The sequence below is a fragment of the Stutzerimonas tianxiuensis genome (assembly GCF_053470365.1).
The window spans coordinates 48,483-72,073 of sequence record NZ_JBPVWS010000021.1 but is presented as its reverse complement, the minus strand read 5'-3'; the positions used below and the strand labels follow the sequence as shown (position 1 = coordinate 72,073).

The window sequence follows — 23,591 nt, the reverse complement described above, 5'->3', positions numbered from 1 at the left end:
AAGCGGCTCATACAGTCAGGTTCCAGGAGCGATGCGCAATTCTACCGGCGAGGGGAAAAGTCCGACAGGCTGCTAGGCTCTGCAGCTCGGCGACAGACTGCTTGTTGAAGATGCTGTTGACCAGATACAGGCTGCTCTGCGATTCGTATTTGATGATGTCCGACAGGTTGATCACCCCGACCGGGCGCTGGCGATACATCACCGGCAGGTGATGGATGTTGTTGCGCAGCATGCTGAGCATGGCCTCGAACACCGAGTCGTCGGCCTGGATGGTGATCGGATTGGGTGACATCACCTGGTCGACCGGCGTATCCAGCGGTAGCCCTTCGGCCAACACCCGCGTGCGCAGGTCACGGTCGGTGGTGATGCCGGTCATGACTTGGAGGCTGGATGCCTCGGCTGGGTTTGGCGACGGGCCGAGGATCACCAGCGACGAGACGCCATGCTCGGTCATTACCTGTGCGGCCTCCTGCACGCTGGTGCCCAGCGGCACGCTGACGGTGCGCCGGGTGACCAGCTTGCGGACCTTGATCTTCATCAGCTCGCTGGCCTTGCCCTGCGGCTCTTCCACTTTCAGGCGCGACTGACCTTCAGCCTCGACAAAGTCGGCGAAGGCGTCATTGGCTTCGCAGAGTTGCTCGAACAACAGGCCAGGGATGAAGTAGATCAGGCTGTCTTCGATCGCCCGTGCCGGCAGGCGCACCTTGTGGCCGCGCAGCAGGCCGAACTGACCGAAGACTTCGCCCTCGGACAGGCGGTTGTACAGTTCGCCGTTGCGCCGGTAGACCTCCACGGCGCCGCTGCGGATGTAGTGCAGATCCGAGATCGTCTCGCCGTAGCGAAGAATGTCGCTGCCGGCCTTGAAATAGCCGACCTCGACCTGTCGGGCGATTTCGTCGAGCGTGTCGTCCGGCAGACCGTCGAAGGGGGCGAAGCGACTCAGATGGTCGCGTATTTCGAGCAGCTCGACCTGCATGCGGGGGCTCCTGGCGGCACGCTGTTGGTGCATTGAACCACATAGCCGTAGCGACCAGCGTCAGCGTGCACGGACACGCGTCGCAGGCAGGCAGTCGCATGTCGTTCGTTGCGTGTATCGCTGCCTGCCGAGGCCCCGGGCGCCCGATGACGCGCGACAGGCTTTCGGGCAATCAGGCCATCGGCTCGCCGGCATAGCAAGTGGGCGATGTGGGTGCGCCACGTCGCTCCAACTCATCTTCCAGCCACTCGGCGAGCACCTGCGCGTTGTTGTGCTGTTCATCGCGCGCGGCGTAGACCAGCGTCAGTGGGCCTCTGGCCGCGATGTCCAACAGCGGCCACCAGTGCTCCGGGTGGCTCGCCAGTTCCCGCCGGTACGCTTCCCGAAAACTCTCGAAGGTCAGTTCGCCAGCCTTGAAGGCGCGCCTCAGTTCATTCGAGGGCGCCAGCGTCTTGCACCAGTCATCCAGCGCCAGCGTTTCCTTGCGCCGGTTGCGTGGCCATAGGCGATCGACCAGCACCCGATGGCCGTCATCAGGTGCAGGTGGCTCATAGGCGCGTTTACAGTGGATCACTCGGTCGGCCTGCTTGATAAGGGGTATCTGAGCATGTGGTTAAAAGCACCTAACATAATGGTTTTTAGTACCCGTCAAGACAGGGTAAAAAATACTAACAGCTAGTTAACTAATTGAATCCAGAGGCTTTTAAAGGCGGCACGCTTCATGACTGTGTAAAGAGGAACGACACAACACATAACGGAGCATTGCATGAAAAATCTAGTCGCTTTGGTTACCTGCGCAACCCTGCTGGTCAGCTCGCTGGCTGTCGCCGATGAGGTGGTGTCGGCGCATGAGGACCGCGTTGTCGGTGGTGGTTTCGGTGGGCTCAGCGGCTTCATGCTGGGAGCAGCTGCTGGCGGACCCATCGGTGCGCTGATCGGTGGTGGCCTGGGCTACCTGGCCGGGCAGGGTGTGCAGGCGGCGGCCGGGCTGGAGCAAACCCTGTATGTGATCGAGAAGGACGATGGCAGTCGGTCGCGGCTGCGGACATCGAACAACGGCCTGCTCGCCGGACAGCAGGTGCAACGCGAGGGCGGCGACCTGACGGCACTGAATCGCTAGCCTGTTCTGCCGGTGGCTTTGCTAGGCTGGCCGGCATCAAAACCGAAGGAACCGTGATGAGCTATTCCCTGCTGCATGTCATCCATCTGCTGGCGGCCATTTTCTTCATCGGCACCTTGTTCGTCGAGGTCGCGGTGCTCAGCCGCGTGCGTCAGCAGATCGAGCCGGAGCTGATGCAGAAGGTCGACAAGGCGGTCGGCGCACGTCTGCGGGTGGTGCTGCACTGGGTCGTGCTGTTTGTTTACGGTGCCGGTATCGGTCTGGCCTGGTATCACCGCCAGGTGTTGGCCGACCCCTTCGCCAGCAGCTTCGCGACCTTGCTGTCGCTGAAGATCCTGCTGGCGGTGGGTGTCTTTTTCACCTTTGGCATGGTCGCCATGCTATTGCGCAGCGGGCGCATGACGCCGGCTCGCTATCGGCGCATCCACTGGGCGATCTTCGCGCAGATGATAGGCATCGTGCTGCTGGCCAAAGGGATGTTCTACCTGCATTGGTAAGAGTGGCCCTAGTGCATCGGCGCCTGGCAGACGATGACCTCGGTCAATGCCGCCGCGCTATCAGTCAGCGTGATTGCCGGCTGATTCAGCCGCTTTAGGCTCGTTCTTTTTCCAACTAACCGCGCCTATGGTGATTGCATTCCTGACCCGTCAGATCGCCGAGGTATCCGATGCATTTCGCCTATAGCCCACGTGTCGAAGCGCTGCGTCAGCAGCTTCTCGCGTTCATGGATCAATACATCGTGCCGCGTATCGGCGCCTGGCATATGGAGGTCGCGGCCGGCGCTTACCCCGTCTCTTTCATGGAGGATCTGAAGGCGCTGGCGCGCTCGGAAGGACTGTGGAACCTGTTCCTGCCTTCGCTCGGCGAGGACGAGCCGGGCGTGGGACTGAGCAATCTGGAATACGCGCCACTGGCCGAGATGATGGGTCGCGTGCATTGGGCCTCGGAGGTGTTCAACTGCAACGCGCCGGACACCGGGAATATGGAGCTGCTGCACATGTTCGCCACGCCGGAGCAGCGCGAGCGTTGGCTGAAGCCCTTGCTTGATGGCGAGATCCGCTCTGCCTTCGCCATGACCGAGCCGGACGTGCCGTCCTCCGATGCCACCAACATCCAGACGCTGATCCGCCGTGATGGCGACGACTACGTGATCAATGGACGCAAGTGGTTCATCACCAACGCCTCGCACCCCAACTGCAAGCTGCTGATCGTCATGGGCAAGACCGACCCGGGTGCGGAGACCCATCAGCAGCAGAGCATGATTCTGGTGCCGTTCAACACGCCCGGTGTCGAGCTGGTGCGCAACATCCCGGTGATGAATCACCTGGCGCCGGAAGGTCACAGCGAGCTGGTCCTGCGCAACGTGCGAGTGCCGGCAAGCAATCTGCTGGGCAAGGAGGGCGAGGGGTTCATGATGGCGCAGGCGCGGCTTGGGCCGGGGCGTATTCACCACTGCATGCGCTCAATCGGCATGGCCGAGCTGGCGCTGGAACTGATGGTCGAGCGCTGCCAGGAGCGCAAGGCGTTCGGCAAGTATCTACAGCAATATTCGAATATCGGCGACTGGATCGCCGAGTCGCGCATCGAGATCGAACAGGCGCGTCTGCTGGTCTTGAAAACCGCCTGGATGATCGACGAGGTCGGCGCCAAGGCGGCGCGAAAGGAGATCTCGATGATCAAGGCATTGGTGCCGAGAATGCTGACCAACGTTACCGACCGCGCCATGCAGGTCTACGGCGCGATGGGCCTGACGCCGGACACGCCGTTGGCGGACATGTGGACCGGCGGGCGGGCCTTGCGCTTCGCTGACGGTCCAGATCAGGTGCATCTGCGCAGCATCGCCAAGATGGAATTCAAGGCCAGCGAGGCCAATCGTGGCGCAACGGCGGCTTACCTGACACCGCCTGGTCGCAATGCGTAGGGTGGATGTTGCTTTTTACATCCACCGTGGCCCGGGTTGGTGGATCGATGAAGCGTGATCCATCCTACGAGCCGTCACCCAGTATGGCGGCGGCCTGACCAGCGCAGTGGGTGGGTGACGCGACGTTCGCCTTTTGCGCTGGTCGTTAGGGCGGCGCATCGCGCCGCTCACCCTGCCTTGCAATTGATGCACTTAAAGCAGGCTGCGGTTTCAGCCCGTTAGGGTGGGCCGGGCGGGCGGCGTTCAGCTTCAGCCCACCGCGGTAAGACGTGCACTGTCGGCCTCCGGCAGGCGCCCAAAGCTCTGATGCATGCTGCATGCTGCATGCGGCATGCGCACGAGCGCTGGTGGGCTGAAGCCCACCCTACGGGCCCACATTCCTGATGTTATGAGCTGCAGCAACTGGGCGGAGCGCCGAGCTTCGCTGCGCCCAGTAGGAGCGAGCCTGCTCGCGAATCCCCAGCACAACTCTCCCTGCGCATTGACATGGCTCAATGCAATCACCGCTGCCGGCCAATCTTGATAGCCGTCAAGGAGAGGGTGGGGGACCGCTGCCTACCATCGGCTCACATTCGCAACATCAAGCAGGTCGCTCATGAAGTCCCTTCTCTCTTTCGCAGCTGGCACCAGAGGCGCATGGGGGCTCGGCTTTGCTCTGCTGCTGGCGCTGATGCTCAGTGCGTTCACCCAGGCCAAGGACTACGAGGCCGAGCAACAGCGCATCGAGCAGTTCTTTCCAGGCGCCGAGGCCTCTGCGGCAGAAGGTGATTACCAGGTCCGCACCCTTACCAAGGGCGACGAGGTGCAGGGCTACGCCTTCCAGACCATCAACGTGGTCGATATCCCGGCCTATTCCGGCAAGCCCATCAACCTGCAGGTGCTGCTCGACCCGCAGGGTGTGATCGTCGATGCCTACGTGCTCGAGCACCATGAGCCGATCCTGTTGGTGGGCATTCCGATTGAAAAACTTCACGCATTCACAGCCAAGTACGAGGGGATCAAGGTCGATCAGCGGGTCGTGGTCGGCCATTCCAGCGACGAGAAGGCGGTCACCATCGATGCGGTCACTGGTGCCACCGTTACGGTCATGGTGGTCAATGAAATTGTCATGCGCGCAGCCCACGACGTTGCCGTGTCTCTCGGGCTGGTGGAAGAAAAGGCCGGTGCGACGCAAAAACCCGCCACCGTCCGCGAGGACTATTACGAGCCCGCCAGCTGGAGCGAGCTGACCGGCAATGGCGCGATTCGCCGCCTGCACCTGACCAAGGGCGACATCGATCAGGCGTTCAAAGGCACCGAAGCCGAAGGCATCGACGAGGCCGCACCGGAGGAAGTCGGGGAGACCTTCATCGACCTCTACGCCACCCACCTGAACCCGCCCACCATCGGACGCGCCCTGCTCGGCGACGCTCACTACGCCGACCTGAAGGGGGAACTCAAGCCTGGCGAGCACGCTGTCGCGGTCATGGCAAGTGGCGAGTACTCGTTCAAAGGCTCGGGCTATGTACGGGGCGGGATCTTCGATCGGGTGCAGCTGCGCCAGTTCGGCAACGTGATCAGCTTCCGCGACATGGACTTCCAGCGTCTCGACGACGTGTACGCCGAAGGCATGCCGGATTTCAGCGAAATGGCGGTGTTCATCGTCCGTGAGCATGCGGCGTTCGATCCCGGCTCGCCCTGGACGCTGGAGCTGCTGGTGCGCCGCCAGACCGGCCCGATCAGTGGCATGTTCACCAGCTTCGAACTGCCCTACCAGATGCCTGAGCAGTACATCGATCGCCCGCAGCCGACTGCCGAAGAACTGGCGGCAGCCGAGGAGGCCAACCGGCCGATGTGGGTCAACATCTGGTATCAGCAGAGCTTTCAGATTGGCGTGATCCTGGCCGCGCTGCTCCTGCTGACCGTCATTCTGTTCATGCAGGACAAACTCACCCAGCACCCCAACTTCCTGAAGAAGCTGCGTCACGGCTACCTGATCTTCACCGTCGTGTTCATCGGCTGGTATGCCCTGGGCCAGCTGTCAGTGGTCAACGTGCTGACCTTCGTGCATGCCCTGGTACAGGACTTCCGCTGGGAGCTGTTCCTTACCGATCCGGTGATCTTCATCCTCTGGGTGTTCACCGCCGCCAGCATCCTGCTCTGGGGACGTGGGGTCTTCTGCGGCTGGCTGTGCCCCTTCGGTGCGCTGCAGGAGCTGATCAACGAGGCCGCACGCAAGCTCAAAATTCGTCAGTACGAAGTGCCCTTCGCGGTTCACGAGCGGCTCTGGGCGATCAAGTACATCGTGCTGCTGGTGCTGTTCGGCATCTCGCTCGAATCGATGACGATGGCCGAGCAGGCCGCCGAGGTGGAGCCGTTCAAGACCGCCATCACCCTCAAGTTCGACCGCCAATGGTGGTTCGTCGCCTACGCCGTGGCCCTGCTGGCGATCAACATCTTCACCCGCAAGGTGTACTGCCGCTACGTCTGCCCGCTGGGTGCGGGTCTGGCGATCACCGGGCGCTTCCGCCTGTTCGACTGGCTCAAGCGGCGCAAGGAGTGCGGCAATCCCTGTCAGGTCTGCGCCAACGAATGTGAAGTCCAGGCGATTCACCCGGACGGGCACATCAATCACAACGAGTGCCACTACTGCCTCGATTGCCAGATGACCTATCACAACGAAAACAAGTGCCCGCCGCTGATCCTGAAGAACAAGCGCAGCAAGCGCGGCAAGAAAGCCCCGGCCGGCCCGACGCTGATCCCTGTAGTGCAAGTGGTAGACCCGCAGAGCGACACGCCTGATCGCGAGCGCTCGCAACCGATCGTTTGACCTGTCCGTACACGATAAGGAGCAAGACCCATGAGCGACAAGAGCAAGAACACCCCCGAAACGCTGGAAAAGAGTGGCCTGAGCCGCCGCGGTTTCCTCGGCGCCAGCGCGCTGACCGGCGCCGCTGTGGCCGCCACGGCCTTTGGCGGCGCGGTCATGAGCCGCGAAACCTGGGCGGCCGCCGTCAAGGACGCGCAGCAGAAGATCCACGTCGCGCCGGGTGAGCTGGACGACTATTACGGTTTCTGGAGCGGCGGCCACCAGGGTGAAGTGCGCGTTGTAGGCGTGCCCTCGATGCGTGAGCTGATGCGCATCCCGGTGTTCAACGTCGACTCCGCCACCGGCTGGGGTTTGACCAACGAAAGCCGCCACATCATGGGCGACAGCGCCAAGTTCCTGAACGGCGACTGCCACCACCCCCACATCTCGATGACTGACGGCAAGTACGACGGCAAGTACCTGTTCATCAACGACAAGGCCAACAGCCGCGTTGCGCGTATCCGTCTGGACATCATGAAGTGCGACAAGATGCTGACCGTGCCGAACGTCCAGGCGATCCACGGCCTGCGTCTGCAGAAGGTGCCGCACACCAAGTACGTGTTTGCCAACGCCGAATTCGTCATTCCGCACCCCAATGACGGCAGCTCCTACGACCTGCAGGCCGAAAACGCCTACACCATGTTCAACGTCATCGACGCGGAAAAAATGGAGATGGCCTTCCAGGTCATCGTCGACGGCAACCTGGACAACACCGACGCCGACTACACCGGCAAATATGCCGCCTCCACCTGTTACAACTCGGAGAAGGCCACCGACCTGGGTGGCATGATGCGCAACGAGCGCGACTGGGTGGTGGTGTACAACATTCCGCGCATCGAGGCGGCGATCAAGGCTGGCAAGTTCAGCACCGTTGGCGACTCGAAAGTGCCCGTGGTCGACGGCCGCGCCGGTTCGGAATTCACCCGCTACATCCCGGTGCCAAAGAACCCCCACGGCTGCAACACCTCGTCCGACGGCAAGTACTTCATCGCGGCGGGCAAGCTGTCGCCGACCGTCACCATGATCGAGATCGCCAAGCTCGATGACCTCTTCGACGACAAGCTGAAGGACCCGCGCGACGTGGTCGCCGCCGAGCCTGAACTGGGCCTCGGCCCGCTGCACACCACCTTTGACGGTCGCGGCAACGCCTACACCACGCTGTTCATCGACAGCCAGGTGGTCAAGTGGAACATGGCCGACGCGGTGCGCGCCTACAACGGCGAGAAGGTCAACTACATCAAGCAGAAGCTCGACGTGCAGTACCAGCCGGGCCACCTGCATGCCTCGCTGACCGAAACCAGCGAAGCCGATGGCAAGTGGCTGGTCGCGCTCTGCAAGTTCTCCAAGGACCGCTTCCTGCCGACCGGCCCGCTGCACCCGGAAAACGATCAGCTGATCGACATATCCGGTGAGGAAATGAAGCTGGTGCACGACGGCCCGACCTATGCCGAGCCGCACGACTGCATCCTGGCGCGCCGTGACCAGATCAAGCCGCAGAAGATCTGGAAACGGGACGACCCGTTCTTCGCACCCACCGTGGAAATGGCGAAGAAGGACGGCATCAATCTGGAGACCGACAACAAGGTCATCCGCGACGGCAACAAGGTGCGCGTGTACATGACCTCGATGGCGCCGACCTACGGCCTGACCGAGTTCAACGTCAAGCAGGGCGACGAAGTCACCGTGACCATCACCAACATCGACCAGATCGAGGACGTGTCCCACGGGTTCGTCATGACCAACCACGGTGCGAGCATGGAAATCAGCCCGCAGCAGACCTCGTCCATCACCTTTACGGCCGACAAGCCCGGCCTGCATTGGTACTACTGCAGCTGGTTCTGCCACGCGCTGCACATGGAAATGGTCGGCCGCATGATGGTCGAGCCGGCGTAACACAACCGGGCGGGAGCGGTCGCTCCCGCCCTTCACCTGCCTGGAAGCTGAAGAGGAACAACGCTGTGCTCAGATCTCAGGCGATATCCACGTTTCAACCGCTGGCAGCGTTGCTGCTGGCCCTGTTCTGCGGGGTGGCCGCGGCGGCTCCGCAACCCATTACGACCCTGCCGCTGGAGGCGGAAGAGGGCAACCGCTGGCGCCTGCCAGCCGGCGAATACACTGGCCAGTTCATCATCGACCAGCCCATGGAGCTGCGCTGCGAGCCCGGCGCCGTATTGCAGGCGCAAGGCGAGGGTAACGGCCTGCTGATCGAAGCATCGGATGTCACGGTCGAGGGCTGCACGCTGCTCGACTGGGGACGCGACCTGACGGCGATGAACGCAGCCATCTTCGTCCAGCCAAAAGCGCAGCGTGTGGTGATCCGCGACAACCAGCTGCGCGGCGCCGGTTTCGGCGTCTGGGTCGACGGCTCGAAGGATGTGAGCCTGATCGGCAACCGGATCGAAGGCGACACGAGCATCCGTTCCCAGGACCGTGGCAACGGCATCCACCTCTACGCGGTAAGCGGCGCGCGGATCATCGACAACCAGGTGCGCCATACCCGTGATGGCATTTACATCGACACCTCCAACGGCAACCACATCGAAGGCAACGTGCTGGAGGATCTGCGCTACGGCGTGCATTACATGTTCGCCAACGACAACAGCGTGATCGGCAATGTCACCCGCCGCACCCGCACCGGCTACGCGCTGATGCAAAGCCGCAAGCTCGAGGTCATCGGCAACCGCTCCGAGGGCGATGAGAACTACGGCATCCTGATGAACTACATCACCTACTCGACCATTCGCGACAATGTTGTCAGCGACGTGCGCAGTGGCTCGACCGGTGACAGCATGATCTCCGGCGCCGAGGGCAAGGCGCTGTTTATCTACAACTCGCTGTTCAACACCATCGAAGGCAACCGTTTCGAGAAGAGCGCGCTGGGTATCCACCTGACCGCCGGCTCGGAAGACAACCGCATCGCGGGTAACGCCTTCATCGGCAACCAGCAGCAGGTCAAGTACGTGGCCACCCGCACGCAGGAATGGTCCATCGACGGCCGTGGCAACTACTGGAGCGACTACCTCGGCTGGGACCGCAACAACGACGGCCTGGGCGACCTGGCCTACGAGCCCAACGACAACGTCGACCGCCTGCTGTGGCTCTATCCGCAGGTGCGGCTGTTGATGAACAGCCCGAGCATCGAGGTGCTGCGCTGGGTTCAGCGGGCCTTCCCGGTGATCAAGTCACCCGGCGTGCAGGACAGCCACCCGCTGATGCAGCCGCCAACTGAACCATCGACAAGCAAAACGCAGGAGCCAACGCCATGAGCGCTGTAGAGATCCAGGGCGTGAACCAGCGTTACGGCAGCATGACCGTGCTGCATGATCTGAGCCTGACGCTCGGCGAGGGCGAGGTGCTGGGCCTGTTCGGCCATAACGGTGCCGGCAAAACCACCAGCATGAAACTGATCCTCGGCCTGCTTACGCCCAGCGAAGGGCAGGTGCGGGTGCTTGGTCGGGCCCCGCATGATCCCGAGGTCCGTCGCCAGCTGGGTTACCTGCCGGAAAACGTGACCTTCTATCCGCAGCTCAGCGGCCGCGAGACGCTACGCCACTTCGCTCGGCTGAAAGGCGCGTCGCTGGCGCAGGTGGACGAACTGCTGGAGCAGGTGGGCCTGGCCCATGCCGCCGAGCGGCGGGTCAAGACCTATTCCAAGGGCATGCGCCAACGCCTCGGTCTGGCCCAGGCGCTGCTCGGCGATCCGCGGCTGCTGCTGCTCGACGAGCCCACGGTGGGACTCGACCCCATCGCGACCGGCGACCTCTATCAGCTGATCGACCGCATGCGCCAACGCGGCACCAGCGTCATCCTCTGCTCGCACGTTTTGCCCGGCGTCGAGGCGCATATCAATCGGGCGGCGATTCTCGCCAAGGGGCGGCTACAGGCGGTCGGCAGCCTCGCGCAACTGCGCGTCGAGGCCGGGCTGCCGGTGCGCATTCGGGCCAGTGGTATCGGCGACAGCGCTGGCTGGTTGCAGCGTTGGGACGCCGCTGGACATAGCGCGCGTTCGTTGGGCGAGCGCAGCGTCGAGGTATCAGCCATCAACGGGCACAAGCTGCCCCTGCTGCGCGAACTGCTCGGCGAAAGCGAGCCGGATGACATCGAGATTCACCAGCCATCGCTTGAAGACCTGTATCGCTACTACATGCAGCGCGCCGGTGACGTTCGCGCTGCGGAGGGCACGCTATGAACCAGATCTGGAACATCGCCCGCAAGGAATTCAGCGACGGTTTGCGTAACCGCTGGTTGCTGGCCATCAGCCTGTTGTTCGCGGTGCTGGCAGTGGGCATTGCCTGGCTGGGTGCCGCTGCGTCCGGGCAGTTGGGCTTCACCTCGATTCCAGCGACCATTGCCAGCCTGGCAAGCCTGGCAACCTTTCTGATGCCGCTGATCGCACTGCTGCTGGCCTACGACGCCATCGTTGGCGAGGACGAGGGCGGCACCCTGATGCTGTTGCTCACCTACCCGCTGGGGCGTGGACAGATCCTGCTGGGCAAGTTCGTCGGCCACGGCTTGATCCTGGCACTGGCAGTGCTGATCGGCTTCGGCTGCGCCATGCTGGCCATCGCTGCGCTGGTCGAAGACATCGAAATTGGTCTGCTGATCTGGGCCTTTGGCCGCTTCATGATCTCTTCGACGTTGCTCGGTTGGGTTTTCCTCGCCCTGGCCTATGTGCTGAGCAGCAAGGTGGGTGAGAAATCCAGTGCCGCCGGGCTGGCGCTTGGGGTGTGGTTTCTCTTCGTGCTGGTGTTCGATCTGGTGTTGCTGGCGCTGTTGGTGCTCAGCGAAGGCAAGTTCAACCCCGAGCTGTTGCCCTGGCTGCTGCTGTTCAACCCGGCTGATATCTACCGTTTGATCAATCTGTCCGGCTTCGAGGGCGGCAACGCCATGGGCGTACTCGCGCTGGGCAGCGATCTGCCGCTGCCGGCCGCCGCTCTCTGGCTGTGCCTGTTGCTCTGGGTAGGTGTTTCTCTGCTGCTGGCCTACGGCGTGTTCCGCCGTCGTCCTGCATGACCATGAAAAAGGAAACTGTAACGATGAATGCGCTATACAGAGCGTCACGCGTACTGGTCGCCGCTGCATTGATGCTCGGCCTGGCCGCTTGCAACGAAGCCGAGCAGAGCGAGCAGCTGCTTGAACCCGTCGCCTTTCACAGCAGTGATGAATGCCATGTTTGTGGCATGGTGATCAGCGATTTCCCCGGACCCAAGGGGCAGGCGGTGGAAAAGGGCGGGGTACGTAAATTCTGTTCCACCGCCGAGATGCTCGGCTGGTGGCTGCAACCGGAAAACCGCATGCTCGATGCCAAGCTCTACGTTCACGACATGGGCCGCTCCACCTGGGAGCACCCTGACGACGAATACCTGATCGATGCCACCAGCGCCTACTATGTCGCGGGCACATCGCTCAAAGGCGCAATGGGCGTAGTGTTGGCCACCTTTGCCGAAGAGTCTGCGGCCAAGGGACTGGCGGCCATGCACGGCGGCCGAGTGCTGCGCTTCGAGGACATCGATCAATCCGTATTACAACAATCGCCGGGCATGCCTCACGCCATGCCCGGCCATCAACAGGCTCACGCCGGTCACTAGACCGCCAACCAACAACTCGATGAGGTACTTGAAATGATGGGCATCAGCATCTGGCAACTTCTGATCGTACTGCTGATCGTAGTCATGCTGTTCGGCACCAAGCGCCTGCGCGGCCTGGGCTCGGACCTGGGTGGCGCGATCAGTGGCTTCCGCAAATCCATGGGCGACGGCGACAGCGCGGCATCGACCGAAACGGTCAAGCACGAGCCGAAGTAACGTCCCTCTCGCACCACCGCTGCGTAAGGTGGATGTCGCGTTCCACATCCACCGCGACTCAGCTCGGTGGCTTGCTGGATCGCGGGGTCGGTTGATCGATTACTCGGTGGATCGGTGAAGCGTGATCCACCCTACGGCTGCTGGGCGTACGCACGATCCGAATCGCAAGTGCCCTGCGCGGCGGTGTTCCTGCGCCACTTCCTCAGTGCACTCGGACCTGCCGGCCGTCGCAGCCGGCCTCCCTCCCAAAAAAAGATGATTGCAATCAAGTCTGCCAGAGCCCCCTAAGCTGTAAAAAGTAGGCCTGGCTCCGCAATTCGGAGCAGTCACCTTTCTGACCGGCAGGGCTTCTTCCTCCAGGCAGATACGAAAAGCTCAGGAGGCCTTTGTGCAAGTTATCGATCGGCGAAAAGCCTTGAGTATCCCGCCCGTGTGGCGGCTCGCCTTTCGCCCGTTTTTCCTCGCCGGCAGCCTCTTTGCGATGCTGGCGATTCCCTTGTGGATCGCGGCATGGACAGGCCTCTGGCCGGGCTTTCAGCCAACCGGCGGCTGGTTGTCCTGGCACCGTCACGAAATGCTGTTCGGTTTCGCCATGGCTATCGTCGCGGGGTTCCTGCTGACGGCGGGGCAGACCTGGACTGGCCAGCCTGGCGTATCCGGCAACAAGTTGATGGCGCTTGCCGTGGTCTGGCTGCTGGCCCGCCTCGGCTGGTTGTTCGGACTGCCCGTGGCCTTGCTGATCCCGCTGGATCTGCTGTTCATGCTGGGGGTGACCGGGCTGATGGCGCGCATGCTCTGGAAGGCCAGGCAGAAGCGCAACTACCCGATCATCGCCGTGCTCGGCCTGATGACCGCCGCCGATGTGCTGGTGCTCTGCGGCGTCGCGCTCGGCGATGACGCTTTGCAGCGCCAGGGCGTACTCGCCGGGCTATGGCTGGTGGCGGCGCTGATGGCGATCATCGGCGGACGGGTGATTCCCTTCTTCACTCAACGTGGTCTCGGCCGCACCGAAGCGGTCAAGCCCTGGCTCTGGCTGGACGTGGCGCTGCTGGTGGGTACCGGCCTGATTGCCGTGCTCTACGCCGTCGGCGTTGCGCTGCAGCAGCATGTCTGGCTTGGCGTGCTGTTTCTCGGCATCGCCGCCGGGCATTTGTTGAGGCTGGCGCGCTGGTATGACAGCGGCATCTGGCGCGTGCCGCTGCTGTGGTCGCTGCACCTGGCCATGCTCTGGCTGGTGGTAGCGGCAACCGGCCTGGCACTGTGGAATTTCGGCCTGCTGGACAGCTCCAGTTCGTCGCTGCACGCGCTGTCGGTCGGTTCCATGAGTGGCCTGATCCTGGCGATGATCGCTCGCGTCACGCTCGGTCATACCGGGCGGCCGTTGCAGTTGCCGCCTGGCATCGTGAGCGCCTTCGTGCTGTTCAACCTCGGTGCCGCTTCGCGGGTGTTTCTGATCACCGAATGGCCAGTGATCGGCCTGTGGGCTGCCGCAATTTGCTGGGCCCTGGCGTTCGCCCTGTATGCCTGGCGCTATGCGCCGATGCTGGTGACTGCGCGGGTCGATGGCCATCCAGGCTAGACGCTGAATCAACCAGCTTATTCCACCACCCCTACTGAAAACTACTGCCTGCCCATTCCGGGATGGGCAGCCTGCGGCTCGGCGAGCGCCGGCATCGGAGATGATGATGAAAAATGAATTCAATGAGCGCCTGGCCGTGGTCACCGGTGCCAGCTCGGGTATTGGGCTGGCGCTGTGTACCGCACTACTGCAGCGCGGTGCGCGCGTATTGGCCATGTCACGCACCCTGGGCGACTTGGCCGAGCTGGTGGAAACCTACCCCGAGCACCTGCATTGGCACGCTGGCAACGTGACCTCCAAAGACGATCTTCAAGCACTGGCCCGTCGCGCGGCGGAGCTCGGTCCGGTCGACTATCTGGTGCCGAACGCGGGTATCGCCGAGTTGGGTGACAGCCTGGATGTGGCCTGCTTCGAGCGCCAGTGGGCCGTCAATGGAGCGGGAGCCTTGAACACCCTGGCGGCCTTGCGTGCTGAACTGGCCAAGCCAGCATCAGTGGTGTTTGTCGGCACCTTCCTGACCCGCAGCACCTTCCCCGGGCTGGCCGCTTACATCGCCAGCAAGGCCGCGCTGGTCGCCCATGCCCGCACCCTGGCGGTGGAGTTCGCACCGCTCAACGTGCGCATCAACGTGGTCTCTCCGGGGCCGACCGCCACCGCGATCTGGGGGACATTGGGTTTGGCCGAGGAACAGCTCGAGCAGGTGGCCGAAGGCGTCACTCAGCGCCTGCTGCCGGGGCATTTCCTCGAATCTGCCGCCGTCGCCAATGTCATCCTGTTCCAGTTGTCGCAGGGCGCGCGTGGCGTATACGGGCAGGACTGGGTGGTCGACAACGGCTACACACTCAACTGAATCCGCGAGGCAGCCGATGTTTTTCAAATGGAAACGAGCCGCTCGCGAGCTGCAGCAGGAGCGTGATCGGCTGCAGCGGACCTGCGTGGAGCAAGCCGCGCGTATCGCCGCGCTGGAGGCGCGGGTGGCCGCCGTCAGCGCCACCAACGCCGAAGGGCAACGGCACCTGGACTATTACCGCGGCGTGGCCGGCAATCTGGTTCGCTTCGGCCATTCGGTCGAGCATCTAGGTGACTCGTTCGAATACCTCACCGGCCAGCTCAGCGAGAACCGCACGCAAGCCGAGCAGGTCGCCAATGCAGCGCTGAGTAACCAGCAGCATTTCGGCGAGCTACAGACCAAGGCGATCGACATGGAGAGCGGACTTGATCAGGCATCGCAGCAGGTCGATGCCCTTGCGGCCCATTCGCAACAGATCAATGGGATCGTCGACCTCATCAGCGGCATCGCCAGTCAGACCAATTTACTTGCCCTCAACGCTGCCATCGAGGCGGCGCGGGCCGGTGACGCCGGTCGCGGCTTCGCCGTGGTCGCGGGGGAAATCCGCACCCTGGCGGAAAAGACCGCATTGGCCACCGCCGACATCGTGCAGAAAATCACCGAGGTGCAGGCCGAGATCGCCAGCGTGCACGCCTATATCCAGATGCAGGGCGGCCTGGCGCAAGGGTTCAGCCGCACCACCGAACTGGCCGTGGCGGCCATGCAGCACCTGCATCAGCTGGCGGGCAACATGCGCCATGGCATCGAGCGCTCCTCGTTCCGCGCTGGCATTGAATTGGCCAACCTCGATGAGCTGTCGCTGAAGTTCGTCGTCTACAACCAGGTGCTCGGTTCGAGCAGTCAGAGCGCGCCGGTGCTGCCCAGCGAGCGTGAGTGTCGCTTTGGCCGCTGGTACTACGGGGAGACCAATCGCGGCATGCACCGCCTGGCGCACTTCCAGCAGATCGAACGTCCGCACACGGCCGTCCATCAACAGGGCCAGCAGGCCATCGAGGCGTTTCGCCGACAGGCGCTGGAAGACGCGCTCGCCCATATGAGCGAAATGGAAGAGGCCAATCTCGACGTGATGCGCATCGTTGCCGCACTGATCGGCGAGCACGAAAAAGAGCTGCGGCCGGCCATCAGCGAAGCGTGCTAGCACCCCAGATACACTTTCATTTGTGAATATCAACGGCCGGAGCGAGGCTGGTCTCGTCTGTTGCTGCAGGCCAGACACGCCTGATCGCAAGGTTGATAACAAAAATACTGCAGCGAAGCACCAATACTATTCATTGGTCTGGAGTCTGAGATGCACCGACAATGTGCGCCCGTTTCGGTCTGTGCCCCTATTTGTGGCGCCAGGCCTATTCTGATCGGCTGACACGCCGGCCATGCAAACGCTTGGCTGTCGCAGCGATCGCAGACTCAACGCAAGCAGGAACCATGCAGGAACGCCTTCTAGACTGGTGTCGATCTTTTGCGCCCATACCTTTGTCGGCGCGTCCGGCTGAATGGCTGCGTGCCGCAACGGGCATGGGTTTGGCTCTGCTAGTGATCATCCCTTTCAGCGCCTGGGTGTTCGGAATCGCGGTCACGCTGCCACTGGCCGCACCGGCGGCTGCGTCCGCGGTGCTGCTGTTCGCTGCCTCGTCGAGCCCCTTCGCCCAGCCATGGTCGGTAATCGGCGGCAACCTGCTGGCCGCTGCCATCGGTATCGCCCTGGGCGCGAGCCAATTGCCCGTGGCAGCGGCGGCTGGCCTGGCCGGGGCGCTGGCGATCATCTGCCTGTTCGGCTTGCGCTGCCTGCATCCGCCGAGTGCAGCGCTGGCCCTGGTGGCGGTGGTCGGCAGCCCGGAGCTGCATGCCTACGGATTCCAGCTGCTCTACCCGGTGGCGTTCAACTCGTTGCTGCTGGTGGTAGTGGCGCTGCTCTACAACAATCTCAGCGGCCACGCCTACCCCAAGCCGCGCCCGCTGAAGGGCAACACGCATCACACCCGTGACCCGCTGCCCAGCGAGCGCATGAGCTTCAGTGATGACGACGTCGAGCAGGCGCTGGCCGAGTTTGGCGAATACGTCGACGTCACCCGTGATGACCTGGCCCAGCTGATCAAACAGACCGAAAAGCATGCGTTGCGGCGCAGCATGGGCGAGATAACCGCCGCCGATATCATGTCTCGCGATCTTTACTGGGGCACCCCGGACGGCTCCATTCAGCGGGCCTGGCAGAGCCTGCGCGAGCATCGTCTGCATTCGTTGCCGGTGGTCAAGGGCGACAGTCGTGAATTGATAGGCATCGTCACGCTGGTCGACCTGCTCAAGCATCTGCGCTCGTCGCCGGGGCGACTGCGTCTCAGCCAGCTGAAGCGCGCAGATAGCGCTCGTTTGCGCTCGATCATGACTACGCCGGTGGTGACGGTTAACCCGGACACGCACATGGCTGACCTGGTGTTCCTGCTCTCCGACCGCGGTCTGCACTGCCTGCCGGTGGTCGACGCGGAGCACCGTCTGATCGGCATGATCACCCAGACCGATCTGATCGCGGCGCTCTATCGGAACTGGTTGAAGCACCTGCCAGACTGAAGCGCCACGATCAGGGGATGAGGCCCGATTGACGATCGTCATCAGCGTGCGCATCGCAGCCCGCGGCAGGAACTGCCGGAACCTGTGGCATAGTCGCAGTGCCTGAGTGCTATACGTCTTCCAAGCCGAGCCCATGCAAGACCCTTTGAACAACTGGCTGCGATCCTTCTTTCCGGTGCCATTGAGCGTGGGACCGAAGGAATGGTTGCGCGCGGTGATCGGCGTCGGGCTGGTGGTGCTGCCAATGGTTTCCGTCGGCCTCTGGCTGTTCGGCGGCCCGGTCACGCTGCACATCGTCGCGCCGGCGGGCGCCTCGGCGGTGATCCTGTTCAGTGCCTCATCGAGCCCCTTTGCGCAGCCCTGGTCGGTATTCGGTGGCAACCTCATTGCCGTGACCATCGGCGTTGCCCTGGGGGCGAGTGCCTTGCCCACTGTCGCGGCGGCGGTGCTGGCGGTGTGTCTGGCCATCGCCTGCCTGTTCCTGCTGCGCTGCATGCACCCGCCGAGCTGTGCGCTGGCGATGGTCGCCGCCATCGGTGGGCCGGGGATCAGCGAATTGGGTTATGGCCTGCTGCTCCCGGTGGCCTTCAACTCGCTGTTGCTGATCGCCGCTGCGCTGGTCTACAACAATCTCACGCGCCATCCCTATCCCAAGCCTCGCGCTGCCAGTAGCGGCGAGCAGAGCGGCAGTGTCCCGCTGGGCGAGGAGCACATGAGCTTCACCAGCGACGACGTGGACCGCGCACTGGAGGATTTCGGTGAGTATGTGGACGTCACCCGCGACGACCTGGTCGAGCTGATCAAACGCACCGAAACCCATGCCATCCGCCGCAGCATGGGCACGGTGGCCGCTGCCGACATCATGTGTCGCGAGTTGCACTGGGTCGATCCTGCGGCGCGCATGCGTCAGGCCTGGGATGTCGTGCGTCGGCACCGGCTGCACTCGCTGGCCGTGGTTGAAGCAGGCAGTGGCAAGCTGGTGGGCATTCTCACCCTGACCGATCTGCTGCAGCATTTCGAGCCCAGCCCCTCACGGCTCAACCTGCGGCGGCTGACGTTTGGTCGCGAAATGCGCGTGGAAGGGATCATGAGCGCGCCGGTGGTCTCCGTGCATGAGGATGCCCAGCTCGCCGATCTGGTCCATCTGCTGGCCGACCGCCGCATGTCCTGCTTGCCGGTCGTCGACGCCGAGCAGCGTCTGGTCGGCATGATTACCCAGAGTGATCTGGTCGCCGGGCTGTACCAGAACTGGATGAAGCGGCTGAGCGACTGAGCCGTCGTTGAGCCAGCGCCTCACCGGAAGCGACCGGCTAGATTTCGTAGTTCCAGCGCGACCAGTCGTACTCCTCTTCAGCAGCTTCTCGCAGCAGGTCAATGGCAAGCCGCAACGCCGGCGACTCGGCGGCGCGCGGGTACACCAGATAAACCGGGTAGCTGAACTCCGGCGCCTGCTCGACCCGCTTGAGCAGGCCTTCATCGAGGTAGCGCTGGACCACCCGCGTGCGGAAGTAGCCGCGACCGCCATGCTGCAGCAGAAACTGCAGCGCCAACGGGCCGAGACTGAAGGAGAGCGCGGCGCGGATGTGTTCCGGCAGCGCGCGATCATGCTGGCTTCGAAACGCGGGCCCCCAGTCGACGTACAGGTAGGGGTCGGGAACATAGCTGTGAACCACCTGAATCAGCTTTTCTTCGAGCAGCTGCTCTACCTGCAGCCCAGGCCAATACTCGGGCTGATGCACCAGCGCCGCATCCAGCGCGCCGAGGCCTAGCTGCTTCTGCAATTCCTCGCCGCTGGCCACCTCGTTACGAAAGGCATGGTCCGGCATCATCTGGCGCAGCCGCTGGACCCAGGCCAGCATCAGTGGATTGCACAGGCTGATCTCGGCGCCCAGCGACAGCAGCTTGTCGTAGCCGCGTGGCAGCGGCAGATCACGCCGGGCGGTTTCCCAGGTCTGCACCAACTGGGTGGCGTAGGTGACGAAACGCTCGCCGTTACTGGTCAAGCGCGCACCGGCGCGGTTACGCACGAACAGCCGGCAGCCAAGTTGCGTCTCCAGGCTGCGCACCCGTGCAGTGACCGCAGTCTGGGTAATGTGCAGTCGCTCGGCGGTGGCGATGAAACTGCCACTGCGGATGATCTCGAGAAAGGTGCGGGCGAGATCGATGTCCATGGGCAGCTCATATCAAAAGGGCTGATATGAAAGCAGTTTGGTATGAAAAAGGACAGCGGTCGGCTCTAGGCAACTGCTGAAACCAACCGCCTTTTCATGCTCGATGCTGCTGTCAGTGCGAAGTGCCTTCGGCAAACTCGATCTTGTTGCCGACGTTGTATTTGCCGGACGGCTTGTTCATCGGGATGCGTTTGACCTCCTCCAGTGTTTTGGCGTCATAGACGATCAAGGCGCCATCGGTGTCCCAAACGCTGAGCAGGGCGTAGCGGCCGTCGTTGGTGAACTCGACATGGGCAGCATTCTTCCCCGGCATCGGCCGTAGCGTATGGGCGACCTCCAGGGTCTGCTTGTCGATCAGGTGCACGGCATCGTTGTTCGGGCCGAAGAAGACGTCGGTCCAGGCATAGGGCGAGTTCAGGTGACTGCGCATGAAGAAGCCGGGCCCTTCGGTGGGGATTTCCTTGATCAGTTTCCAGCTCTGCAGATCGAGCACGGAGATCAGCCCCTTGCTCACGTTGGGCGTGGCGAACACCCAGTCGCCGCCGCGCTTCCAGTAGATGCCCGAGCCCAGGTGTGGCATGCCCGGCAGCGGGATATCGGTGACGGCCTTGCCGGTGTCCAGGTCGATGACCTGCCCACCGAGCGCCTTGCGCGAGGTGGCCAGCAGGTAGCGGTAATCCGGGGTAAAAGAGAAGTCGTCGAGAAAGTCGGCCGCCTCGATGCGCCGTGGCTGGAAGTCCGGCTCGCCGGCGTAGGACAGTTCCCAGACTTCCTTCACATCCTTCAGCGCCACCACGAAGCTGTCACGCGGTGGGGCGGTGTAAACGGCGCTGACCCGCGATTGGGTGCCGTCGGCAGCGACGGCAGGGATGTGCTTGACCAGCGACAGGTCGCGCGCGTCGAGCAATACCAGATTGCCCGGCAGGTAGTTGCCCACCAGCACCCAGCGCCCATCGTTGCTAACGGCGAGGTTACGGGTGTTCAGCCCCGCGCGTACCTCGGCGATCATGGTCAGGTTGTGCAGATCGTACACACTGATCCAGCCGTCACGCGAAGCGAAGTAGACGAAGCGGCCATCCGGCGAGAATTTCGGCCCGCCATGCAGGGCAAAGTGCGAAGGGAAATTGGCCAGTTCCTCGAAGCGATCACCGTCCAGCACGCGCACATGATGGTTGCCGGCCTCGACCACGACAAACAGGTTGAGCGGATCGGCGCCGTGCTGCGGTGTGCTCGGCAGCGCGGCGACGTCAGCGAGAATGCGGTGGCTGGCGCGGATGTCGTCGTCGCTCCAGGTTGGTGGTGTGGCGGCCGGCTGGTAGAGGTAGCTGACCAGTCCGTCTATCTGGGCGCTGCTCAGGCGGTCGCCAAACGCGGCCATCTGGCTGGCCGGACGACCGTTGTGGATCACCGCGCGCGCCTCATCGGGTTTGATTCGGCTGAGGCTCTCGGGCAGCAGTGCCGGCCCGGCGCCGCCTAAGCGGTTGACGCCATGGCAGCTCTGGCAGTGTTGTTCATAGAGCACGCCAGCCTGATCCAGCGACACGACTTCGGGCGCGGCCTGAACGGCGCCACAGAGGATGAGCAGGGCGAAGGGAATCAGTCGCATAGCGCCTCCAGAACGGCGGACTCAGGCTTGTGCTCAGCACAGAGACGCGCCGGAAATTCCAGGGAATGATTCGCGAACAGGCCGACCACTTCACCAATCACAGTGAGCGTCGGTGGCTTCAGTTGTTGTTCCTGCGCCATCGACGGCAGCTGTTTCAGCGTGCAGCGCACCACACGTTGATCGGCTCGGGTGCCGTTGCCGATCAAGGCGGCAGGGGTGTCGACCGGCAAGCCAGCGGCTATCAGGTTACGCGAGATTTCACCGAGGCTGGCCAGGCCCATGTAGAACACCAGGGTCTGCTTGCCCTCGACCAGGCTGTTCCAGGGCAGCTGCAGCGCGCCATCTTCCTGCAGGTGACCGGTGATGAACTGGCAGGAATGCGCCAGGTCGCGGTGGGTCAGCGGGATGCCGGCGTAGGCGCTGCAGCCGGCAGCCGCGGTCACCCCGGGAACCACCTGGCCATTGATGCCATGCGCCAGCAGGTATTCGAGTTCTTCCGCGCCGCGGCCGAAGATGAACGGATCGCCGCCCTTGAGGCGCACCACGCGCAGGTTCTGCTGCGCCAGGTCCACCAGCAGCTGATTGATCTGCGGCTGCGGCAGGCTGTGGTAGCCGCTGGTCTTGCCAACGTAGTGGCGGGCGCAGCGGGCCGGCAAGAGCTTCATCAGATCGTCGCTGACCAGGCGGTCGTAGACCACCGCGTCGGCCTGCTGCAGCAGGCTCCAGGCGCGCAGGGTGAGCAGGCCCGGATCACCGGGGCCGGCGCCGACGAGGGCGACTTCGCCAGGGGCCAGCGTGGCGCCGAGTGCAGCGGGGAGAATGGTTGGCTGATCCATGCGAACTCCTGAAAATCTCATCGGACGGCGGTAGGTCTCGGGCGGCCTCGGGGCCGCGCTCGGTATCAAAGGGCGATGCTGGGGATGCGCTGCGGTTGCGGCAGGCCGATCTCCTGGTCACTGAGGTAGCAGCCAGGGTCTTCGCCCCAGAGGTTGCCCTCGGCCCAGGCGCGGGTACGGGTGTTGCCGTTGCAGATCGACAGCCAGCGGCACTCGGCGCAGCGGCCTGTCACGGCACGTGGGTGCTGGCGCAGCTCGGTGAGCAGCGGCTCGGGCTGTTCCAGCCACAGCTCGCGAAACGACTGCCGGCGCACATTGCCGACGGTGTGTTGCCACCAGTAGGTATCGGGATGCACATCGCCGATGTTGTCGATATTGGCGATGCCGCTGCCCGACGCGTTGCCGCCCCAGGCGCGCAGCATCCGCTCCAGGCGGTCACGGTGCTCGGGCAGGCGGGCCTCGACCCACTGCAGCAGGAGCACCGCGTCGGCGTCGTTGTTGCCGCTGACGAAATCGGTCTCGCGGCCGTTCTGCACGTCGTCCCAGGCCTGCTCGAACAGTTGGTACATGGCGTCGCGGGTCATCTGGTGATGCGCATCGGCCTTGCGGCTGCGGCTGCGTTTGCCGCGGCCGCTGTAGTTGAGGTGCGACAGGTAGAACTTCTGTACATCGTGTTCGCGCATCAGCGCCAGCAGGGCCGGCAGCTGCGGGTAGTTTTTCTGGGTCAGGGTGGTGCGCAGGCCGACGCGGATGCCGTGCCCGCGGCACAGGTCGATGGCGTGCATCGAGGCGGCAAAGCTGCCCTTGAGCTGGCGCCAGTCGTCATGCACCGCTTCCAGGCCATCGATGCTGATGCCGACGTAGTCGTACCTCGCGGCGGCGATCTGCTCGATGTTGTGCTCGTCGATCAGCGTGCCGTTGGTCGACAGTGCAACGAAGAAGCCGCGCTGGCGCGCGTACTCGGACAGCTCGAAGATGTCGTCGCGCAGCAGCGGTTCGCCGCCGGAAAGGATCAGTACGCGGACACCGGCTTCGTGCAGATCGTCGATGACCTTGAGGGCTTCGGTGGTGTCCAGCTCGTCGCGAAATACGCTGTCGGCAGAGGTGGCGTAGCAGTGCTTGCAGGTCAGGTTACAGCGCCGCAGCAGGTTCCAGATCACCACCGGCGGCCGTGCGCCACCGGTGCTGCGTGCGCCCAGTACCGGCATGGCGGGCCGGGCGAGGGCACGCAGGTAATGGCTGATTCTCAACATGAGCGTCTCTCCCCGCGTCACGCGTCTTGCGTGTTTCGATGGAGGCAGCATCCCCGACTGGCGAT

20 protein-coding genes and 1 pseudogene are annotated in these 23,591 nt (G+C 63.3%); 15 read left to right on the top strand and 6 right to left on the bottom strand.

All coding sequences use genetic code 11. The annotated features are described in order from the left end of the window. Nucleotides 1-73: 73 nt before the first annotated feature. A pseudogene (locus ACSSNI_RS20620) lies at nt 74-976 on the bottom strand (CBS domain-containing protein); the annotation flags it as partial. 172 nt (nt 977-1,148) lie between these two features. Next, on the bottom strand, nt 1,149-1,550 hold the full coding sequence (locus ACSSNI_RS20615; RefSeq protein ID WP_200638389.1) for a DUF488 domain-containing protein: 402 nt from the start codon (nt 1,548-1,550) through the stop codon (nt 1,149-1,151). A gap of 192 nt (nt 1,551-1,742) precedes the next feature. On the opposite strand from ACSSNI_RS20615, the gene ACSSNI_RS20610 reads away from it, so the two are divergent. The 15 genes from ACSSNI_RS20610 (at nt 1,743) to ACSSNI_RS20540 (ending at nt 18,933) form a co-directional block, all read left to right on the top strand. Then, a complete protein-coding gene (locus ACSSNI_RS20610; protein ID WP_200638391.1) occupies nt 1,743-2,096 on the top strand; it encodes a hypothetical protein in 354 nt (117 codons plus the stop codon). A 56-nt stretch (nt 2,097-2,152) separates the two neighbouring features. Continuing rightward, entirely contained in the window at nt 2,153-2,593 is a 441-nt protein-coding gene (locus tag ACSSNI_RS20605) for a CopD family copper resistance protein (RefSeq protein ID WP_200638393.1), read from the top strand. Nucleotides 2,594-2,763: 170 nt separating this feature from the next. Continuing rightward, a complete protein-coding gene (locus tag ACSSNI_RS20600; protein ID WP_200638395.1) occupies nt 2,764-4,017 on the top strand; it encodes an acyl-CoA dehydrogenase family protein in 1,254 nt (417 codons plus the stop codon). A gap of 595 nt (nt 4,018-4,612) precedes the next feature. Next, on the top strand, nt 4,613-6,826 hold the full coding sequence (gene nosR, locus ACSSNI_RS20595; protein WP_200638397.1) for a transcriptional regulator NosR: 2,214 nt from the start codon (nt 4,613-4,615) through the stop codon (nt 6,824-6,826). 30 nt (nt 6,827-6,856) lie between these two features. Next, nucleotides 6,857-8,758 (top strand): TAT-dependent nitrous-oxide reductase, encoded by a 1,902-nt coding sequence (gene nosZ / locus ACSSNI_RS20590; protein ID WP_148926810.1) that lies wholly within the window; start codon nt 6,857-6,859, stop codon nt 8,756-8,758. Nucleotides 8,759-8,823: 65 nt separating this feature from the next. Continuing rightward, a complete protein-coding gene (locus ACSSNI_RS20585; RefSeq protein ID WP_148926809.1) occupies nt 8,824-10,131 on the top strand; it encodes a nitrous oxide reductase family maturation protein NosD in 1,308 nt (435 codons plus the stop codon). Beyond that, complete coding sequence (locus ACSSNI_RS20580; RefSeq protein ID WP_200638398.1) at nt 10,128-11,054, top strand: ABC transporter ATP-binding protein; 927 nt, start codon at nt 10,128-10,130, stop codon at nt 11,052-11,054. The genes ACSSNI_RS20585 and ACSSNI_RS20580 overlap by 4 nt, the downstream gene beginning before the upstream one ends. After that, nucleotides 11,051-11,878: an ABC transporter permease gene (locus ACSSNI_RS20575; RefSeq protein WP_200638399.1), complete on the top strand. Its 828-nt coding sequence runs from the start codon at nt 11,051-11,053 to the stop codon at nt 11,876-11,878. The genes ACSSNI_RS20580 and ACSSNI_RS20575 overlap by 4 nt, the downstream gene beginning before the upstream one ends. 23 nt (nt 11,879-11,901) lie before the next feature. Next, a complete protein-coding gene (locus ACSSNI_RS20570; RefSeq protein ID WP_200638400.1) occupies nt 11,902-12,453 on the top strand; it encodes a nitrous oxide reductase accessory protein NosL in 552 nt (183 codons plus the stop codon). 33 nt (nt 12,454-12,486) lie between these two features. After that, nucleotides 12,487-12,669: a twin-arginine translocase TatA/TatE family subunit gene (gene tatA, locus ACSSNI_RS20565; protein ID WP_200638401.1), complete on the top strand. Its 183-nt coding sequence runs from the start codon at nt 12,487-12,489 to the stop codon at nt 12,667-12,669. Between the two features lie 388 nt (nt 12,670-13,057). Beyond that, nucleotides 13,058-14,248 carry an NnrS family protein gene (locus tag ACSSNI_RS20560; protein ID WP_159968971.1) on the top strand — a complete coding sequence of 397 codons (1,191 nt, stop codon included), beginning with the start codon at nt 13,058-13,060 and terminating at the stop codon, nt 14,246-14,248. Nucleotides 14,249-14,354: 106 nt separating this feature from the next. After that, nucleotides 14,355-15,098, top strand: a complete 744-nt coding sequence (locus ACSSNI_RS20555) for an SDR family NAD(P)-dependent oxidoreductase (protein ID WP_200638402.1) — start codon at nt 14,355-14,357, stop codon at nt 15,096-15,098. Nucleotides 15,099-15,114: 16 nt separating this feature from the next. Then, a complete protein-coding gene (locus tag ACSSNI_RS20550; protein WP_200638403.1) occupies nt 15,115-16,236 on the top strand; it encodes a methyl-accepting chemotaxis protein in 1,122 nt (373 codons plus the stop codon). Between the two features lie 284 nt (nt 16,237-16,520). Further along, a complete protein-coding gene (locus tag ACSSNI_RS20545) occupies nt 16,521-17,660 on the top strand; it encodes an HPP family protein (RefSeq protein ID WP_200638404.1) in 1,140 nt (379 codons plus the stop codon). Between the two features lie 133 nt (nt 17,661-17,793). Further along, nucleotides 17,794-18,933 (top strand): HPP family protein, encoded by a 1,140-nt coding sequence (locus tag ACSSNI_RS20540; protein ID WP_102835533.1) that lies wholly within the window; start codon nt 17,794-17,796, stop codon nt 18,931-18,933. A 37-nt stretch (nt 18,934-18,970) separates the two neighbouring features. Here ACSSNI_RS20540 and ACSSNI_RS20535 read toward each other — a convergent pair whose 3' ends face one another. The 4 genes from ACSSNI_RS20535 to nirJ form a co-directional block, all read right to left on the bottom strand. Beyond that, entirely contained in the window at nt 18,971-19,831 is an 861-nt protein-coding gene (locus ACSSNI_RS20535) for a LysR family transcriptional regulator (protein ID WP_200638405.1), read from the bottom strand. A gap of 112 nt (nt 19,832-19,943) precedes the next feature. Continuing rightward, nucleotides 19,944-21,437 (bottom strand): nitrite reductase, encoded by a 1,494-nt coding sequence (locus tag ACSSNI_RS20530; RefSeq protein ID WP_200638406.1) that lies wholly within the window; start codon nt 21,435-21,437, stop codon nt 19,944-19,946. Continuing rightward, nucleotides 21,428-22,273: a uroporphyrinogen-III C-methyltransferase gene (gene cobA / locus ACSSNI_RS20525; RefSeq protein ID WP_200638407.1), complete on the bottom strand. Its 846-nt coding sequence runs from the start codon at nt 22,271-22,273 to the stop codon at nt 21,428-21,430. Before cobA ends, ACSSNI_RS20530 begins: the two co-directional genes overlap by 10 nt. Nucleotides 22,274-22,338: 65 nt before the next feature. After that, nucleotides 22,339-23,526 (bottom strand): heme d1 biosynthesis radical SAM protein NirJ, encoded by a 1,188-nt coding sequence (nirJ, locus tag ACSSNI_RS20520; RefSeq protein WP_200638409.1) that lies wholly within the window; start codon nt 23,524-23,526, stop codon nt 22,339-22,341. Nucleotides 23,527-23,591: the final 65 nt, after the last annotated feature.

What these genes read in the sequence shown, in the direction of transcription:
- ACSSNI_RS20610 (WP_200638391.1), top strand. Translation starts at nt 1,743, where the DNA reads ATGAAAAATCTAGTCGCTTTGGTTACCTGCGCAACCCTGCTGGTCAGC.
- ACSSNI_RS20530 (WP_200638406.1), bottom strand. Translation starts at nt 21,437, where the DNA reads ATGCGACTGATTCCCTTCGCCCTGCTCATCCTCTGTGGCGCCGTTCAG.
- ACSSNI_RS20575 (WP_200638399.1), top strand. Translation starts at nt 11,051, where the DNA reads ATGAACCAGATCTGGAACATCGCCCGCAAGGAATTCAGCGACGGTTTG.
- ACSSNI_RS20545 (WP_200638404.1), top strand. Translation starts at nt 16,521, where the DNA reads ATGCAGGAACGCCTTCTAGACTGGTGTCGATCTTTTGCGCCCATACCT.
- ACSSNI_RS20570 (WP_200638400.1), top strand. Translation starts at nt 11,902, where the DNA reads ATGAATGCGCTATACAGAGCGTCACGCGTACTGGTCGCCGCTGCATTG.
- ACSSNI_RS20600 (WP_200638395.1), top strand. Translation starts at nt 2,764, where the DNA reads ATGCATTTCGCCTATAGCCCACGTGTCGAAGCGCTGCGTCAGCAGCTT.
- nirJ (WP_200638409.1), bottom strand. Translation starts at nt 23,526, where the DNA reads ATGTTGAGAATCAGCCATTACCTGCGTGCCCTCGCCCGGCCCGCCATG.
- nosR (WP_200638397.1), top strand. Translation starts at nt 4,613, where the DNA reads ATGAAGTCCCTTCTCTCTTTCGCAGCTGGCACCAGAGGCGCATGGGGG.
- ACSSNI_RS20555 (WP_200638402.1), top strand. Translation starts at nt 14,355, where the DNA reads ATGAAAAATGAATTCAATGAGCGCCTGGCCGTGGTCACCGGTGCCAGC.
- cobA (WP_200638407.1), bottom strand. Translation starts at nt 22,273, where the DNA reads ATGGATCAGCCAACCATTCTCCCCGCTGCACTCGGCGCCACGCTGGCC.
- tatA (WP_200638401.1), top strand. Translation starts at nt 12,487, where the DNA reads ATGATGGGCATCAGCATCTGGCAACTTCTGATCGTACTGCTGATCGTA.
- ACSSNI_RS20580 (WP_200638398.1), top strand. Translation starts at nt 10,128, where the DNA reads ATGAGCGCTGTAGAGATCCAGGGCGTGAACCAGCGTTACGGCAGCATG.
- ACSSNI_RS20540 (WP_102835533.1), top strand. Translation starts at nt 17,794, where the DNA reads ATGCAAGACCCTTTGAACAACTGGCTGCGATCCTTCTTTCCGGTGCCA.
- ACSSNI_RS20535 (WP_200638405.1), bottom strand. Translation starts at nt 19,831, where the DNA reads ATGGACATCGATCTCGCCCGCACCTTTCTCGAGATCATCCGCAGTGGC.
- ACSSNI_RS20550 (WP_200638403.1), top strand. Translation starts at nt 15,115, where the DNA reads ATGTTTTTCAAATGGAAACGAGCCGCTCGCGAGCTGCAGCAGGAGCGT.
- ACSSNI_RS20605 (WP_200638393.1), top strand. Translation starts at nt 2,153, where the DNA reads ATGAGCTATTCCCTGCTGCATGTCATCCATCTGCTGGCGGCCATTTTC.
- nosZ (WP_148926810.1), top strand. Translation starts at nt 6,857, where the DNA reads ATGAGCGACAAGAGCAAGAACACCCCCGAAACGCTGGAAAAGAGTGGC.